The organism is Paenibacillus sp. N3/727 (genome assembly GCF_022637315.1).
Lineage (GTDB): Bacteria > Bacillota > Bacilli > Paenibacillales > Paenibacillaceae > Paenibacillus_AQ > Paenibacillus_AQ uliginis.
Genome location: NZ_CP093336.1, coordinates 5,078,808 through 5,094,893, shown reverse-complemented (window position 1 = coordinate 5,094,893; position 16,086 = coordinate 5,078,808). Strand labels below are relative to the sequence as shown.

At 46.1% G+C, this 16,086-nt stretch carries 15 protein-coding genes; 12 read left to right on the top strand and 3 right to left on the bottom strand.

Going from position 1 to position 16,086, the window contains the following annotated elements:
* Positions 1–4 precede the first annotated feature (4 nt).
* Both pheT and MNQ98_RS23675 read left to right on the top strand, forming a co-directional pair.
* Positions 5–2,455 carry a phenylalanine--tRNA ligase subunit beta gene (gene pheT, locus MNQ98_RS23680; RefSeq protein ID WP_241930444.1) on the top strand — a complete coding sequence of 817 codons (2,451 nt, stop codon included), beginning with the start codon at positions 5–7 and terminating at the stop codon, positions 2,453–2,455.
* Positions 2,456–2,797: 342 nt separating this feature from the next.
* Positions 2,798–4,621, top strand: a complete 1,824-nt coding sequence (locus tag MNQ98_RS23675) for a cell division protein ZapA (protein WP_241930443.1) — start codon at positions 2,798–2,800, stop codon at positions 4,619–4,621.
* Positions 4,622–4,754: 133 nt separating this feature from the next.
* On the opposite strand, the gene MNQ98_RS23670 is transcribed toward MNQ98_RS23675, so the two are convergent.
* Both MNQ98_RS23670 and MNQ98_RS23665 read right to left on the bottom strand, forming a co-directional pair.
* A complete protein-coding gene (locus MNQ98_RS23670) occupies positions 4,755–5,144 on the bottom strand; it encodes a cupredoxin domain-containing protein (RefSeq protein ID WP_241930442.1) in 390 nt (129 codons plus the stop codon).
* A 185-nt stretch (positions 5,145–5,329) separates the two neighbouring features.
* Entirely contained in the window at positions 5,330–5,689 is a 360-nt protein-coding gene (locus MNQ98_RS23665) for a phage holin family protein (protein WP_241930441.1), read from the bottom strand.
* Positions 5,690–5,851: 162 nt separating this feature from the next.
* Between MNQ98_RS23665 and MNQ98_RS23660 the strand changes: the two genes are divergently transcribed.
* From MNQ98_RS23660 to MNQ98_RS23645, 4 genes are all read left to right on the top strand, one after another.
* Positions 5,852–8,221 (top strand): endonuclease MutS2, encoded by a 2,370-nt coding sequence (locus MNQ98_RS23660; RefSeq protein WP_241930440.1) that lies wholly within the window; start codon positions 5,852–5,854, stop codon positions 8,219–8,221.
* A gap of 116 nt (positions 8,222–8,337) precedes the next feature.
* Positions 8,338–8,757, top strand: coding sequence for a DUF350 domain-containing protein (locus MNQ98_RS23655; RefSeq protein ID WP_208918130.1), 420 nt, complete (start codon positions 8,338–8,340; stop codon positions 8,755–8,757).
* 151 nt (positions 8,758–8,908) lie between these two features.
* Positions 8,909–9,466: a hypothetical protein gene (locus tag MNQ98_RS23650; protein WP_241930439.1), complete on the top strand. Its 558-nt coding sequence runs from the start codon at positions 8,909–8,911 to the stop codon at positions 9,464–9,466.
* Between the two features lie 319 nt (positions 9,467–9,785).
* Positions 9,786–10,991 carry an MFS transporter gene (locus MNQ98_RS23645; RefSeq protein ID WP_241930438.1) on the top strand — a complete coding sequence of 402 codons (1,206 nt, stop codon included), beginning with the start codon at positions 9,786–9,788 and terminating at the stop codon, positions 10,989–10,991.
* 52 nt (positions 10,992–11,043) lie between these two features.
* On the opposite strand, the gene MNQ98_RS23640 is transcribed toward MNQ98_RS23645, so the two are convergent.
* Positions 11,044–12,267 carry an NAD(P)/FAD-dependent oxidoreductase gene (locus MNQ98_RS23640; protein WP_241930437.1) on the bottom strand — a complete coding sequence of 408 codons (1,224 nt, stop codon included), beginning with the start codon at positions 12,265–12,267 and terminating at the stop codon, positions 11,044–11,046.
* A gap of 150 nt (positions 12,268–12,417) precedes the next feature.
* On the opposite strand from MNQ98_RS23640, the gene MNQ98_RS23635 reads away from it, so the two are divergent.
* From MNQ98_RS23635 to MNQ98_RS23610, 6 genes are all read left to right on the top strand, one after another.
* Positions 12,418–12,663, top strand: coding sequence for a hypothetical protein (locus MNQ98_RS23635; RefSeq protein WP_425298574.1), 246 nt, complete (start codon positions 12,418–12,420; stop codon positions 12,661–12,663).
* 39 nt (positions 12,664–12,702) lie between these two features.
* Positions 12,703–13,086: a spore coat protein gene (locus MNQ98_RS23630; RefSeq protein ID WP_241930436.1), complete on the top strand. Its 384-nt coding sequence runs from the start codon at positions 12,703–12,705 to the stop codon at positions 13,084–13,086.
* Between the two features lie 179 nt (positions 13,087–13,265).
* Positions 13,266–13,766: an Lrp/AsnC family transcriptional regulator gene (locus MNQ98_RS23625; RefSeq protein ID WP_241930435.1), complete on the top strand. Its 501-nt coding sequence runs from the start codon at positions 13,266–13,268 to the stop codon at positions 13,764–13,766.
* 13 nt (positions 13,767–13,779) lie between these two features.
* Positions 13,780–14,985 carry an aminotransferase class I/II-fold pyridoxal phosphate-dependent enzyme gene (locus tag MNQ98_RS23620; protein WP_277883690.1) on the top strand — a complete coding sequence of 402 codons (1,206 nt, stop codon included), beginning with the start codon at positions 13,780–13,782 and terminating at the stop codon, positions 14,983–14,985.
* Positions 14,986–15,103: 118 nt separating this feature from the next.
* Positions 15,104–15,367 (top strand): aspartyl-phosphate phosphatase Spo0E family protein, encoded by a 264-nt coding sequence (locus tag MNQ98_RS23615; protein WP_208918137.1) that lies wholly within the window; start codon positions 15,104–15,106, stop codon positions 15,365–15,367.
* 157 nt (positions 15,368–15,524) lie between these two features.
* Complete coding sequence (locus tag MNQ98_RS23610) at positions 15,525–16,085, top strand: cob(I)yrinic acid a,c-diamide adenosyltransferase (RefSeq protein WP_241930434.1); 561 nt, start codon at positions 15,525–15,527, stop codon at positions 16,083–16,085.
* Position 16,086 lies beyond the last annotated feature (1 nt).

Here is a 16,086-nt window from a genome sequence, read left to right as displayed (position 1 = left end):
GGTAATGAGAGTATCAACGGAATGGTTGTCTGATTATATTTCTCTGGAAGGTGTACCAGCTGAAGAGCTGGCAAGTCGTATCACCTCGGCGGGTATCGAAATCGACGTGATCGAGGATCGCAATCAGGGAATTAATAAAGTAGTTGTTGGATATGTAAAGAGCAAAGAAAAGCACCCTGATGCGGACAAACTGAACATTTGTATCGTGGATGCTGGACAAGAAGAAGATCTGCAGATCGTGTGCGGCGCTAAGAATGTGGATGCAGGTCAAAAGGTGCCTGTCGCTATGGTTGGTGCAAAGCTTCCTGGAGGATTGGATATTAAAAAAGCGAAGCTGCGCGGCGTCCTTTCACAAGGCATGATTTGTTCCGCGAAAGAGCTTGGCATGAATGATAAGCTGCTCCCTAAAGAGCTGCAGGAAGGAATATTAGTGCTGCCGGAAGGAACAGATGTCGGCGTACCAATTGTAAATGTGCTTGGACTTAATGACCAAGTGCTTGAACTGGATTTGACTCCGAACCGGTCCGATTGTCTTAGCATGCTGGGAGCTGCGTATGAGGTGAGTGCGATTCTGGGAAGAGAAATCACTCTCCCTAAGCCTGAGAAGGAACTGGTAGAAGTTAGTGATCCGGCGGCGAAACATATTTCCGTATCGATTGAGGCGGAAGAACAGTGTCCTCATTATGCTGCCCGTTATATTACAGGCGTTAAAGTTGGCACTTCGCCGCTTTGGATGCAAAATCGCTTGATGGCTGCCGGCGTTCGCCCGATCAACAATATTGTTGATATTACTAACTACGTTATGCTGGAATACGGACAGCCGCTGCATGCATTTGATGGTGATCAATTGACTGATGGTTCTGTACTTGTCCGTATGGCTAAAGCCGGCGAAACGATGACGACACTTGACGGTCAGGAGAGACGTTTGGAGCCGCATATGCTGGTCATTACAGCAGGCGGTAAACCTGTAGCTCTGGCAGGCGTTATGGGTGGACTGGATTCTGAAGTGACAGACAATACGGTAAACATTTTCCTGGAATCGGCAAAATTCGATGGTGGAACGGTTCGTAAAACATCACGTCAGCTGGGCCTCCGTTCTGAAGCAAGCTCCCGCTTTGAGAAAGAAGTAGATCCAGCCAGAGTCATTCCGGCACTGAATCGTGCGACTGCCTTAATAGCCAAATATGCCGGAGGAACTGTGCATCAAGGGATTGTAGAAGCTGGAGCAGTTAATTCCAAACCGAAATTGATTGAGCTTTCTCTTGAGAAACTGAACTCTTGTCTCGGCACTGACCTGTCCCTGCTCGAAGTCAAAACGATTTTTGCCCGTCTGCATTTCGCATGTGGTGACGCGGCTACCGGTTTGATTGAGGTGGAAGTTCCAACTCGTCGCGGTGACATTCAGTTAGATGTAGATCTTATTGAGGAAATTGCCCGTCTTTACGGATACGACAATATCCCTACAACTGCAATTGAAGGACCGACGACACCGGGGACATTGACGAAATCACAGGCTATCCGCCGTGGAATCCGTCGTATGCTGACTCACGCTGGATGGCAGGAAGTACTTGGATATTCATTCATCCACCCTCAGCAGTCGGAAACGTTCACGTCACTCGGGGACGGAGGAAAAGCGGTGAAGCTGGCGATGCCAATGAGCGAGGATCGTGGCGTACTCCGCACAAGCCTGATTCCACAGTTGCTGGATATCGCTGTTTACAATGCTAACCGCAAACATCCGGATCTTGCGATGTTTGAGATCGGAAACGTGTTCCATACACATGAAGATACATTAACAAAGCAACCGCTGGAACGTCCTGTGCTTGGACTCCTTCTGACAGGACGCCTTGGAAGCAAACAGTGGAATATGCAGCCTGAAAAGGTTGATTTCTTCGATCTGAAAGGTGCGTTAGAAACGGTATTTGAAATGCTTGGTCTGGATGGCGAGCAGATCACTTATGCGGCTGACCAGCCTGACGGCTTTCATCCTGGACGTTCTGCATCCGTATATGTTCAGAACGGAAGTACCAAAGTGAAGCTTGGAACACTCGGCCAGGTTCATCCTCAGCTTCAGCAAGATAAAGATCTCGAAGATACGTATGTAGCTGAAATTTTGCTGGATCCGCTTTACGAACTCGCTAGCAGCCGCGTACAATACCGTGATCTTCCGCGATTCCCGGCTATGGAACGAGATTTAGCGGTAGTAGTCGATGAAGCGGTAGAAGCTGGATCGCTTATCAGAGTTATCCACGAACATGCAGGCGAGCTGCTTCAGAATGTACAGGTGTTTGACGTCTTCACCGGCAGCAAATTGGGTGAAGGAAAGAAGAGTGTGGCTATTTCCCTCACGTATCGTCATCATGAGCGGACGCTTACCGATGAGGAAGTTGCGGCAGCAAATGAAAAAGCAGTTCAGGCGCTAGAGCAAACTTTTGGCGCGGAATTGAGAAAATAGAAGGAATTGGGGAAAGCCGCATCGAATTACACATTCGATGCGGTTTTTTTTAAGATAAGAAAGTATAAACACCGGAGTAAAGTGCATCCTGATCTCGCAAGAAAAACTACCGCTAAATGCGGTCTGTCTTCTTTTGGAGGTACGTCGATGACGTTTTTCTTTTACATTTAAGATATCTTGATAGTCAGGAGAACATACTACCTGATCGATAAATATACACTTGAAAATACGGTCTAGCTTACTTGGAGTTCGTCTAGAAAGACTTTCTCATATATAATGTAGAAAGAGGAAAGACCGTAAAGACACCTTAGAATCAACACACAATAGAAGGAGGGCACAACAGTGACTACACCGGATCGTACACGTGTTACCGTAGAAATTTACGGAACTTCCTATAAACTAGTTGGCAGCAGCAGTGATTATATGAAACAGGTAGCCAATTATGTCGATGATCGTATGCGCACTATATCGAAGGCTCATTCCCGCTTGGATACGCCTAGGATTGCCGTACTTGCTGCCGTGCATATGGCTGAGGAAGCTGTTCAAATGCAGCAGTTCCAGAATGAGGTTAAACTTCTTACGGCTGAACGGAGTGAACTTCGCTCCGAATTGGCCCGTATTCAAACTTTGCAATTAGAGCAACAGGAATCTTACCAGAAGAAGAACGAAGAGCTTGAACGCAAACTTAATGAACAGACCCTGCTTGCATCAGAGCTTGGAACTGTAAAAGAGAATTTAACTGCGGAATCCGAGCGTATGAAAGAGCTTCTACAAAAAGAAACTGCGCGGGTGGCAGATATCCAGAAGGAGAAACAGCAGCTGGAGCAGAGACTTACCCAACAGAGTAGTGATTTGGAGAAGCGTCATAAACAGGCGTTGGAGGAAATGAAGCGTCAGCATGAAGTGCAGATCCAGCAGATGCAAAAAAATCATAAGCAATCCACAGAGCAGTTGGAGCAAAATTACAAGCGTTCTTTCCAGCAGGCGGAGCAGAAGCATGCTCAGTCTGTTCAACAACTGGAACAGAACTATAAGCAGTCTTCTGCACAGCAGGATCAGCAGCATAAAACGGCTATTCAGGCCTTCGAGAAGAAACTTGCGGAACAACAAAGTAACGCGAACAACCTGCAATCCCGTCTGACTGTAACGGAGAAAGAGCTTTCCACACTAAAGGGAGAGTCATCCAAGCTGAAGGAGAATCTTCAACATTCACGGCAGCAGCTTGAAAGTTCCACCAAGGAGCTGAAGACTTCCAAGGATAATGCAGAACAGTTAGCTAGAGAACGGGATTCTCTAAAGCAGGAGGCTGTGAAGTCGGAGGAAGAACGACGCCGGCTCCAGAAGTTGGTTGTAGATGCGAACCAAAGTTCCCGCAAGCTGCATGATGATATTCAGCGTCTGAATGCTGAGGTCAAATCATGGAGTACTCTTGCTGAGCAGCGTAAAGAGGAAATCGGAGATTTAGAAATGCGTATGGTTGAAGCGCTTGAGGTTTCTGAAACTTTAGAAGAGGGCATGAAGACTCTTCAGGAAGAATTGAATGTTCTGAAAGACGAAGCGGCACGTGACGTGGCCCGGCGTCAGTCATCTGAACAGGAGCGGCGTGAACTTCAACTCAAAGTCGAAGAGCTGGAGAAGAGTAGCCGAGAGGCTTCGACCCAGGAGGCAGAGACCCGTAAACTGTACGCCATGCTGGAAGAAGAATATGATACCGTATCCGGTCAGTTGGACCAGCTACGCAAGTCGGCATCTGAACGAGAAAACCGTGAACAAGAACACAGTGAGCTTCTAAGGTTGGCAGAGGAAGAGTTGGCTATGTGGCGAAGTAAATACGAGACTCTGGTCAATGAACGGGAACAATGGGAGCAGACGGAGGGGACACTGAAGGAGGAGATGGACTCCTGGCGTCAGGAAGTAGCAGCGTCCCGTCAGACGTGTGAACTGCTGGAAGATGAGAAGAAAGCCACGTCAGAGGAGCTTTCTCAGCTAGGTGAGCAGTATGAGTTGGTAATGCATCAACATCGACTGTTGCAAGCAGAAATTGAAATTCAGCGTGAGAAGTCGGACAAGCTGGAGGAGGAACACCGGAAGCTTCAGGAAGAGTATTCTAAGCTTCAGGTTGAATATAATGAATGGATTGAATTGATTGAGCAGGATCACCGTTGACACCCGAGAACTTTGTCACGGGAAACATTGCTGTGAAATTCGTTTCAGGATAAAACAAACCTCCAGATTCACAAGTGACTTTCCCTTGGAATTCTGGAGGTTATTATCGTGCTTATGATCGAAAAGAGGTGTCCTACTCTTCGATAATAAGTTTGGAGATCATTTTTGTATGTCCAGGACCGCACATGATGGAGCAGGAGATATCGAATTCGCCTGTTTTATCTGGTGTTACAACAGCTGAATTATTTTTGCTGTCGAGTTGCAGGTTAAGTACAGGAATCAGTACACCATGATTGCCTTCTTCATTTTTGAAAGTGATCTTTACAGGAACACCTTTTTTAAGTGTGTACTCAGGCTGATCAAACTGGTAGTTTGATCCGCTAATTACAAGCTCTGCTTCAGGTGCGACGCCTGTATCTGTTACTCCGGTTCCGTTGGTTGGAGCAGCTTCTTTATCTCCGCCGCAGGCCGCCAAAAGAAGAAGCAACATGCAGGATGTGATTAATGCAAGCGTTTTTTTCATATCATCCTCTCCTAACTATTAATATTTTGTGTCAATTACTTCTATATGATAACGTAAAAAAATGGTTTGTGCGCAGAAATGAATATGAATAATTAGTGAACTTACAAGAATAGAAGAGATTACTCTTGACATGAACAGGCCCCTGTTCATAAAGGAACAGGGGCGTTGTTTTTTTGAAAGCCAGATTATTTCTGTTCGCTTTTGGTCTCATCGAAAGGCCATGCGATAGGGATAAACAGGTCAATGATTCCAATGACGAGTGCGGCAAGAAGAGCTCCCAAGACCGTTACTCTGACATGGGGAATAAAGAACTGGGCAACGTAAATGACCAGGGCACTGATCAGAAAACCGACGATTCCCCGTCCAAATGGTGTGACCCGTGTCCCGAACACACTTTCAACAATCCAACCCAAACCAGCAATAATCAGAGCCAGCAGCAGGGCGCTACCAAATCCGCCAACGCTGAATTGGGGAACGATCCACCCGACAAGCATTAGAACAAGGGCGGAAACGATAAATCGAACGACATGCCCGAGAAACTGCATCGATCGTACCTCCTTATATGCTGCAATCATGCGCAAAATTATTTTGTTCAGATGTACTCTGAGTTATGTGTGGAAGGATTTATTGAAATAATCCCTATAAATGGCGAAAATTCAAGGTCTCGGCTATAATAAAGGCATTGATTGAGAGGAGTTGTGAACTTCTTGGATGACAAGATTTTGCATACATTAGAATATCGGAAAATTTTAAATACATTGTCACAATACACCCAAACTTCCATGGGTAAGGCAACAACGGAACAGCTGAAGCCATCCGTCCAACTTGACGACGTTAAACAGCTGCTTGCGGCTACTGACCAGGCCTACACGGTAGACCGGTTGAAAGGAAGCCCATCGTTTGGCGGGATAACGGATATTACAGACTCGCTGAAACGTGCCCGGATCGGCGGAACACTCAGTCCGCATGAACTGCTGGCTGTAGCGAATACCATCATGGGGTCGCGCCGACTGAAGCGATTTATTGCGCAGATCCATGAAGACGAACCCGTTGAAATTTTATATAACCTGAGTGATTTGATTTCGGAACAAAAATCGTTGGAAGATGCCATCAAGGCATGTATAGACGAAAGTGCCGAAGTTATGGACTCGGCCAGTCCGGAACTGTCTCAAATCCGTCGAGAACTGAGAAATGGAGAGGTACGTATCCGTGAAAAGCTCGACGGTATGATCCGCTCACAGTCGGTATCCAAGATGCTGCAGGATCAACTTATAACGATCCGGGGAGATCGTTTTGTTATCCCGGTAAAAGCGGAATATCGTTCTTATTTCGGCGGGATTGTACATGATCAGTCCGGATCGGGAGCAACTTTGTTTATTGAACCGGAGTCCATCGTAGCGATGAACAACAAGCTGCGAGAGACGCGTATGAAAGAAGAACGTGAAATTGAAGTGATTTTACAAAAATTAACCGCTCTGGTTGGCGACCAGGCCGATTTGCTCAGTATCGATATCGATATTACCGGTCAGCTTGATTTTATTTTTGCCAAAGCCCGGCTGGCTCATGTCATGAAGGCCTCCTTGCCGCGTATGAATGACCGTGGTTATTTGAAACTTAAAAAAGGACGGCATCCGCTTATTCCGATTGACCAGGTCGTTCCGATTGATGTGGAATTGGGTAACTCATACACGTCCATCATCGTTACTGGTCCGAATACGGGCGGTAAGACCGTTACGCTCAAAACCATTGGATTGCTCAATCTGATGGCGATGTCCGGCATGTTCATACCGGCCGAGGAAGGAAGCCAGATGTGTGTGTTTGATGCGATTTACGCAGACATCGGTGACGAGCAGAGCATTGAGCAAAGCCTAAGTACCTTTTCCAGCCATATGACGAATATTATTCGGATCTTGAAAAATATGACTCCGAAAAGTCTGGTGCTGCTGGATGAGGTCGGTGCGGGAACGGATCCCGCTGAAGGGTCAGCTCTGGCTATAGCTATTCTGGAGCACATTCACCGGATGGAATGCCGGATGATTGCCACAACTCACTACTCTGAGTTGAAGGCGTATGCTTATGAACGAAAAGGAATCATTAATGCCAGCATGGAGTTTGACATTAATACACTGAGTCCAACCTACCGCCTTCTGATCGGTGTTCCGGGTCGAAGTAACGCTTTTGCCATTGCAGAACGACTTGGGCTTCCGGGGATGATTCTGGATTATGCCCGCGGTGAAGTGAAAGAAGAAGATCAGCGGGTAGAGCATATGATTGCATCTCTTGAAGAGAATCGTCATGCAGCTGAGACCGAGCGTATGAAGGCAGAGGTTCTTCGTAAAGAAATGGAGGAACTGCGAAGCCGGCATAATCACGAACTTGCAAAGCTTGAGGAACAGCGAGATAAATGGGTTGAAAAAGCCCGTCAGGATGCCAAGAAGATTGTGGATAAAGCCCGGAGCGAAGCAGAAGATATTATTACAGATCTGCGTAAACTCGCTCAAGAAGAGGGTGCTTCGGTTAAAGAACATAAACTTATTGCGGCGCGTAAACGTCTGGATGAAGCAGAGCCTGAGCAGAAACGGAAGACGGCTGGAAAGCGCAGCGCCACAGAGAGACGTTCGATCGAACCTGGTGACGAGGTTATGGTATACAGCCTCAATCAGAAAGGCCATGTCGTTGAACTGGCTGGCTCTAAAGAAGCTCTTGTCCAGCTGGGCATTATGAAGATGAAGGTATCTCTGGATGATCTGGAGCTTGTGTCCGTTCCGGCATCTGCCAAGAAAACCCAAGGTCAGCGTCATGTTACGACACTGAAGCGTACCCGCGACGAAAATATCCGTAAAGAGCTTGATCTTCGCGGGGCGAACCTGGAAGAAGCTCTCATCGAAGTGGACCGCTTTATGGATGAAGCGTTTTTGGGTAATCTGGGCCAAGTTTCCATCATCCACGGCAAAGGGACGGGGATTTTAAGGACCGGTATTCAGGATTATTTGCGGAAGCATAAGCATGTAAAAACCTACCGTCTTGGAAATTACGGGGAAGGCGGAACAGGGGTTACGATTGCGGAACTGAAATAGCGCAATATATTAGGAACCGATGGTTTCTCTAACTCGTATACAACTATAGCATCTGCATTACGGCCGGTGAACCGTTTATCTTTAGGTGATGCCGACTTCGGGGAGGAACGCGGGGAATGATGGAGAGTATTGATCAGTTGCTGGAACACCCGGTGGGTGTTCTTGTCGGCTATTTCTCGGTTGCGATTTTAGCGTTGATCGTATATTTGGCCTGCTTTGAGGTGGTCACAAAATACAATTGCTGGGATGAAATTCGAAAAGGAAATGTTGCTGCAGCGATGGCTACCGGCGGCAAAATATTCGGCATATGTAATGTAATGCGGTATAGTATTGAGTCCAATACGTCCGTTTATGATATGATCAAATGGTCCTTCTTGGGGTTCATTTTGCTGTTAGCTGCGTATTTACTGCTTGAGTTTTTGACACCGGTGTTTTCAGTAGATGAAGAAATAGGCAAAGATAATCGGGCGGTTGGATTGATTGTTCTGATCATTACCGTGTCCTTGTCATATGTAATAGGCGCGAGCATTATGTAAATTTTGGAGGAACATGGCCATGAAATATTTACCGCGGGTGTTGTTCGCGGCAGCCTTGATCTTTTTCCTGTCAGGCATTGTATACTTGATGTGGAATTAATGTATACGATCTTTTTGGATCGTTTGAATAATGAAAGGGATGAATAAGTTTATGGAACCAATTGTATGTCCATGGTGCCAGACTGAGATTGTATGGGATGAGGAGATTGGTCCAGAAGAGAACTGTCCGCACTGTGATAATGAATTAAAGGGCTATCGTACGCTCAGCATCCCACTTGATGGGGATGATGAGGAGAATGGGCATCAGGAAGAGTTTGATGAGTCTTACAATGATTTTGATAGCAGCGACATATTAAACAAACCGTTCTGGGGATCTGAAGATGGAGAGGTACCAGCTATACGAACGTTGGACAAGTATGGGGAAGCCCATGATCTCATGGCATACGAGGAGTCTGTGGAGCAGGTGCTGGATTATCAGGATGAGACACCCGAATGCTTCCATTGCCGGGAGTATATGATGCTCGCGGGAACACAGCGTGTAAGTGGAGAAGGTTTTGATCCTACATTAATCCCATTCATGAAGGGGCCTTTGCTGAAACCTCCGTTTAATATGAATGTATATATTTGTTCAGGATGCTTCCAAGTGCAGTATAGTCTCTCAGAAGATGACCGTTTGCGGTTGATTGAAGGGTTGACGAAAAATAAATAGCAGTCTCAAGAGGCCACCCGAGGATTCATCCTTGGAGTGGCTTTTTTGTGGTCTTCCGTAGCTTTTTCGCTCGCCAGTAGCGACAGAGGACGAAACGATTCCGGAAAAACGTAGTGGTAAAAGCTTTCCAAAGGTAAGCTCGCATCGAAAGCATACGCTCCTTTGTCCCCGAATTTCTTCCGTCAAGGAATAATTCAAGTTATAACAGACAATAGTCTTAAAGAATAAGTTACCAATTCCGCTTTTTAGGTTATGAACCATTCCGAGGTTGGGCAACTTAACCTGGAATAACAAGTCGGCTGCTGAGGAGGGCGAGTTTATGAAAGCGCCTAAGGACCGCCAAGTGGTTCTCTTGTTGGCGGTAAACGGTATGTTTGTACTAGCCGGCGCATTGTCAGGAACTTTTCTGAACATATATTTTTGGAAAAGCAGACAGGATTACTTGATGATCGCCTGGTTCACGATGGCGCAGCAGATCGCGCTGGGATTGACGTTTTGGATTGCTGGCAAGTGGGTGAAGGAAGGTAATAAAATGAACGCACTTCGGCTGGGAATCGCCGTGTCAGGTTTGTTTTATTTGTTTATTCTGGGCACCGGACAGAATGCGGTTCATTATATTTGGCCGCTGGGCCTGCTGTTGGGAACGTCTCTGGGATTATTTTGGCTTGCATTCAACGTTGTTTATTTTGAGGTGACAGACGCTGGGAATCGCGATTGGTTCAATGGCTGGGTCGGTTTGCTTGGATCTATGATCGGAATATTGGGTCCATGGGTATCTGGCTGGCTGATCACATTGCTGCATGGTGAGAAAGGGTACCGGTTAATTTTCACCATGTCTATGGTTATATTCGGTTGCACAGTTCTGCTCAGTTTTTTTCTCAAAAAGAGAGAAGTCAGCGGCCAATATGACTGGATTGAAGGAATTAAACGATTAAAGGAAGTTGACGGAACCTGGCGCTTTGCCATGGGCGGGTTGGTCATGCAGGGAATTCGAGAGGGCGTGTTCTCCTTTCTCATCTTTCTACTTGTGTATTCAGCAACAAGTCAGGAAGCCAAAGTTGGACAATTTATGCTCATCACTTCTGCAGTATCACTGGTCAGCTACTGGGCTGCAGGGAAATGGTTTAAGCCGGCTTACCGAAGCTACGGAATGCTGGTGGGGGCCATAATCATGTTGCTTGTGATCTTACCGCTGCTGTGGAAGGTAAACTACACGACCCTTCTTATTCTGGGCGTAGGCACATCTTTATTTATACCATTGTACATGCTCCCGGCGATCTCGGTCAGTTTTGATCTGATGGGAACGAACCGCAATAATGCGGAGAAAAGAGTGGAGCTTGTTGTTGTAAGAGAAATCAGCCTAATGGTCGGAAGAATAGCTGGTCTTCTTATATTCATCAGCGTGTTATCTTTCCGGCAGGATCCCTTGACCGTCACGCTGCTACTGTTAGTGCTGGGCATGTCACCTATAGGAACTTGGGTGTTTATGCGAAAAGTTATGAAAAGCCGGCAGCCAGCCGCTTAACAAGAAAGCCTCCGTCGGCAAAGCTGCGGAGGCTTTCTTTCATGTTCCTTTTTTAATTACATGAAGCATTAGTCTTTAATGAACGGGTAAGAGAGAACCAATTCAGCTCTTCAGGCTCGCTGCCATTAACCGCCTCCGCAAGCAGATCAGCAGCTAGCATACTGTACACAGTCCCGCTACCACCATATCCCTCAATAAAATAACTGTGAGGGAAATGGGGATGCCGGCCAATGAGAGGAATTCCGTCCTGAGTGGAAGCGAAAACACCGGCCCAAGAACAAGCCATTGAAATTTTTCCTAATTCGGGAAAAAGGTCATGGATATCCTTCAGAAGTCGTTGGCTTCGGATTGTAAGATTCACATCAGGACATCCAGACTCATGAAGTGGTTCATCCAGTCCACCTGCCATGATCCGGTTGTCCTGCGTTGTGCGCATATAAAGATAAGGACGGCTGCTCTCCCAAATTAAGGCACGTTCATACCATGAGGATAAATCCTGTATCGGCTCGGTCATGATTGCATAGGTACTTTTCAGTGATGCTATGCGGTCTGGCTTCCACTCCTGTGTTTCATACCCGGCAGCCCAGATCAGAATCCTGGCGTGGATGCTACCGAGTTTTGTTTTTACAGTGGCGCCGTTGTCCGAGTATTCAATATTCTCGGTACCGCTGTGCTCAAATACCCGTAGTCCTTGGTGGACAGCGTCACTGATGAGCCCGTGTACCAGCTTATACGGATTCACTTCAGCATCTCTTTGCGTATATATAGCAGCAGGTTTGGAAAACGCAAAGTGTGACTTGATGGTCTGTCGATCCCAATACTGGACGTTAAAGCCGTGGCGAGTAAGTGTATCGTATTCATTGCGTATTTTTCCCGCATCATCCTCCGTGCTGGCATAATAGAGACTGCTGCGATGCCTGAATTCCGTATCGATAGAAAGGCTGCTGGCGATTTCAGACAAGCGATTCACTGCTCTTTCACACATTCTGTAAAAGCCAGTTCCTTTATGCTCTCCGAACGTTTGAATAAGCTCTGTCAATGTATCATCGTTCATAAAGTGAAGAAGTCCGGTATTGGCTGAAGTGCTGCCATTTCCGATACAACCTTTTTCAAGCAGAATTGTATCTGTTCCCTGCTTGGACAAAATATAAGATACGAGCGCACCACTCATACCGCCTCCTATGACCAGCACATCACATGAGAGATTGCTCTCCAGCTGAGAGAAGCGCTGAATATCTTGACCGCTCCATGGCGTATTGCCTCCGGTTAACTTCATGAAATGCACCTTCCCGTATATAGACTTCGAAGTGAACTCATTACACTGTATCCTCAGTATGATCTTCCTTCAGACATTTATTGCGTGACATAGAAATAAACGAACAAGCCATACTACACATGTACACCTAATATGGAAGGGGGATAATAAATGAATACTATGCCATCCAATAACCAACTAAAGCCTCTTACTTCGAAGGAATTGGATTACATCGTTGATTGTATCTCTAATGAGAGCTCGCTCGCCAAGCATTGCGCTGCAACAGCAGCATCCATTCAGAATCCGACTGTACAGCAGACAATTATGGGATTACTGCACAAGCATGAAAACCACATGGATACATTGATTCAAACGTTACAGAGTCATCAAAGCGTCGCACCTACCCAGTCTCAGTAAGATTCCATCAAATAAGTAATGTTTAAGGAGGAAGTTCATATGCCATCCCCAAATGAGGGTTCCTTCCTGCCGGAGGAGGATTTGCTCAACACCATCTTGGATGGGTTGAAACGTACTGTAAGTGAATACACGACTGCAACAACGGAATCGGCATGCCCGACAGTTCGCAGTATGTTCAGTAATTTGACTGCCGAAACGCTCAAAATGCAAGGGGAAATGTACCAACTGATTGAACAGCAGAATCAGTATGCTGCTCCTGTGCCTCATGCCATGAAGAGTGATGTAGACAAGCAACTGCAGGAGATGCAAAACACAGTTCAGCAAACTCGTCAGCTCATTAGTCAAAAAACATCCGGACTGGCTCCTACTTCACATACTCCTAATGTACCTATGCATCAGCCTAACGTTCAACCTACACATTAAGATGTAACCCGTGTACTGAATTTTAGCAAAGAGGAACCGACTATCTAAACGGCGTATGCCGGAAGGCAGTCGGTTTTTTTTTGCACAGACCGCCCGAATTATTGTAATATAAGTATTAATCTCTTTACAGGAATCCGGCTATGGCCGAATTGCCTGAAATAAACGCTGGAGGACTACGAATGGAAGAGCTAAGCGAATTGAAATTGAAAGTGCTTGACCTGTTGAAAGAGGACGCGAGAAGATCTCCGGCTCTTTTGTCTACTTTGCTCGGCGTAGAGGAAGAGGAAGTGAAGGTCGCAATTGCGGAACTGGAAAATGACAATGTTATCGTAAAATATGCGACGATCGTTAACTGGGGTAAGGTGGAGGAAGAAAAGGTCACCGCACTCATTGAAGTGCAGATTACACCAGAGCGCGGGAGAGGTTTTGAGGGAATTGCAGAGCGAATTTATTTATTTCCTCAAGTGAAATCCGTATATTTGATGTCAGGAGCATATGATCTCCTTGTAGAAGTGGAAGGCCGCAATTTGAGAGAGGTCGCGAACTTTGTGTCGGAGAAGTTGTCTCCCATTGACTCGGTGTTATCGACCAAAACGAATTTTATTCTTAAAAAATATAAACAAGACGGGATTATCTATGAAGAACGTCAAGAAGACAATCGTCTCCTGATCTCGCCGTAAAGGAAGAGTGTGTATGATTGTGAACGAAGAGCATCTTAAAGAAAACAGCAGGAAGCCGATGAATTCCTATTTGGCACCATTGGTTCGTGATATTCAACCATCAGGTATTCGTAAGTTTTTTGATTTGGTAAGCGGCAATAAGGATATTATTACTCTTGGTGTTGGCGAGCCTGATTTTGTAACGCCGTGGCATGTTCGTGAAGCATGTGTGTATTCGCTGGAGCGGGGATTTACCGGTTATACCTCGAACGCAGGTATGCCTGAGCTGCGTGAAGCGATTGCTAGATATCTTCATGACAGCTTTCACGTTGCCTACGACCCGAAGGATGAGATCATCGTTACGGTTGGCGGAAGTGAAGCTATCGACTTGGCGCTGCGGGCACTCATCGTTCCAGGAGATGAAATTCTCATACCTGAACCATCCTATATTTCTTACTCACCAATTACGTCCATTGGCGGAGGGGTTTCTGTCGGAATTGAAACGACCGCGGAGAATCATTTTAAACTGACGGCTGAGGCGCTGGAAGCCAAGATTACGCCGAAATCCAAAATATTGATTTTGTGTTATCCTAGCAATCCGACAGGCACAACGATGACCTATGAAGACTGGCTTCCAATTGCCAAGGTTGTAGAGAAGCATGATTTGATTGTGATTTCGGATGAGATCTATGCTGAATTAACCTATGATGGAAAACACGTCAGCTTCGCATCGATTCCAGGTATGAAGGATCGTACTATCTTGGTCAGCGGCTTTTCGAAAGCTTTTGCAATGACCGGCTGGAGAATGGGTTATGTTTGTGCTCACCCGGATCTGATCAGTGCTATGCTGAAAATACATCAGTATACGGTAATGTGTGCGCCTGCTATGGGACAAGTGGCTGCGCTTGAAGCACTTACCAACGGTATGGAGGAGAAGGACCGGATGATGGAGTCCTACAACCAGCGCCGTAGACTGATCGTTCAAGGCTTGTGTGATATCGGATTGGACTGTCACGAGCCACAGGGAGCGTTCTATGCTTTTCCAAGCATTAAACGTACCGGCTTGTCTTCGGATGAATTTGCCCAGCGCCTGCTGACGGAAGTTAAAGTTGCCGCTGTTCCAGGTTCCGTATTCGGACTTGGCGGTGAAGGTTTTATCCGTTGTTCTTATGCGACGTCGATTTCTCAGCTCAGTGAAGCTTTGGAACGAATGGGTAAATTTGTGGAGAAATTAACTTGAGAAGAAGATAGTTGTTTCATTTCCTTGAATTAACAAAATTTTTACTTTTCATTACAGATATCTATGTTATAATTTTGTTTTGGGAGCATTATTTCACTTATCCAAGGAGGGATTGCCAGTGTATTGTGATTACGAATTGTCGCCATACCGTGGTGATTTTGTAGCCGAAGGCCAAGAGCATGGTAAATGGTCAATTAAATCAGCTAAATCCACTCCGCAGGATATTTCCTTGGAAGAAGAGATTCATATGCTCCGTCGCAAAATGGAACAGCTTTTTTTGCAAGAGCAGTCTTTTACTTCGGAGATCGTAATTGAGATCAGCAGCTTGCTGGACTTAAAGATCAACGAATATATGAAGGCACACCCGAAGAAAAAATTATAAAATGTAATTATACAAAAGGAGACCTGATCAGGTCTCCTTTTTGTTCTACTGAGCGAGATTCATCTGTACATCAAGTTATGTTATAGTGAAGCATAACCAAAATTGAAGACTGGCCTATGAGGAATAACAAGGCTGGCTGCAAACGGAGGAATGAAAAATGAAAGTATATACAAAAACCGGAGATAAAGGTGAAACGTCAATTATCGGCGGCCGAGTGCCTAAAGATGATCCGCGCATTGAAGCCTATGGAACGATAGATGAACTGAACAGCTTTACGGGGCAGGCTGTCTTTTTGGCACAAGAGGCTGGTTTTGAGGAGCTTCGCGAACAACTGCTGCAGATACAGCACGAGCTGTTTGACTGCGGATCGGATCTCGCGTATGCGAAGCATAGTGAGGACAAATACAAAGTGAGCGGACCGCTTGTGGAGAGACTGGAAGAGTGGATGGACCAATTTGAACTGGAGAATCCGCCGTTGGAGCGGTTTATTCTGCCAGGTGGTTCTGCTTTGTCTTCAGTACTTCATGTATGCCGGACGGTATGTCGCCGTGCCGAGCGGCTCACTGTGACGCTTGCGCGAACGACTGAGATCAATCCTGAGGTACGTATGTACCTGAACCGCCTATCTGACTACTTCTTTGTAACAGCACGTACGGCTAATGTTCGAGCAGGTATGCCGGATGTAGAATATGTACGAAGCGGAAAGGTGTTCCGATAAT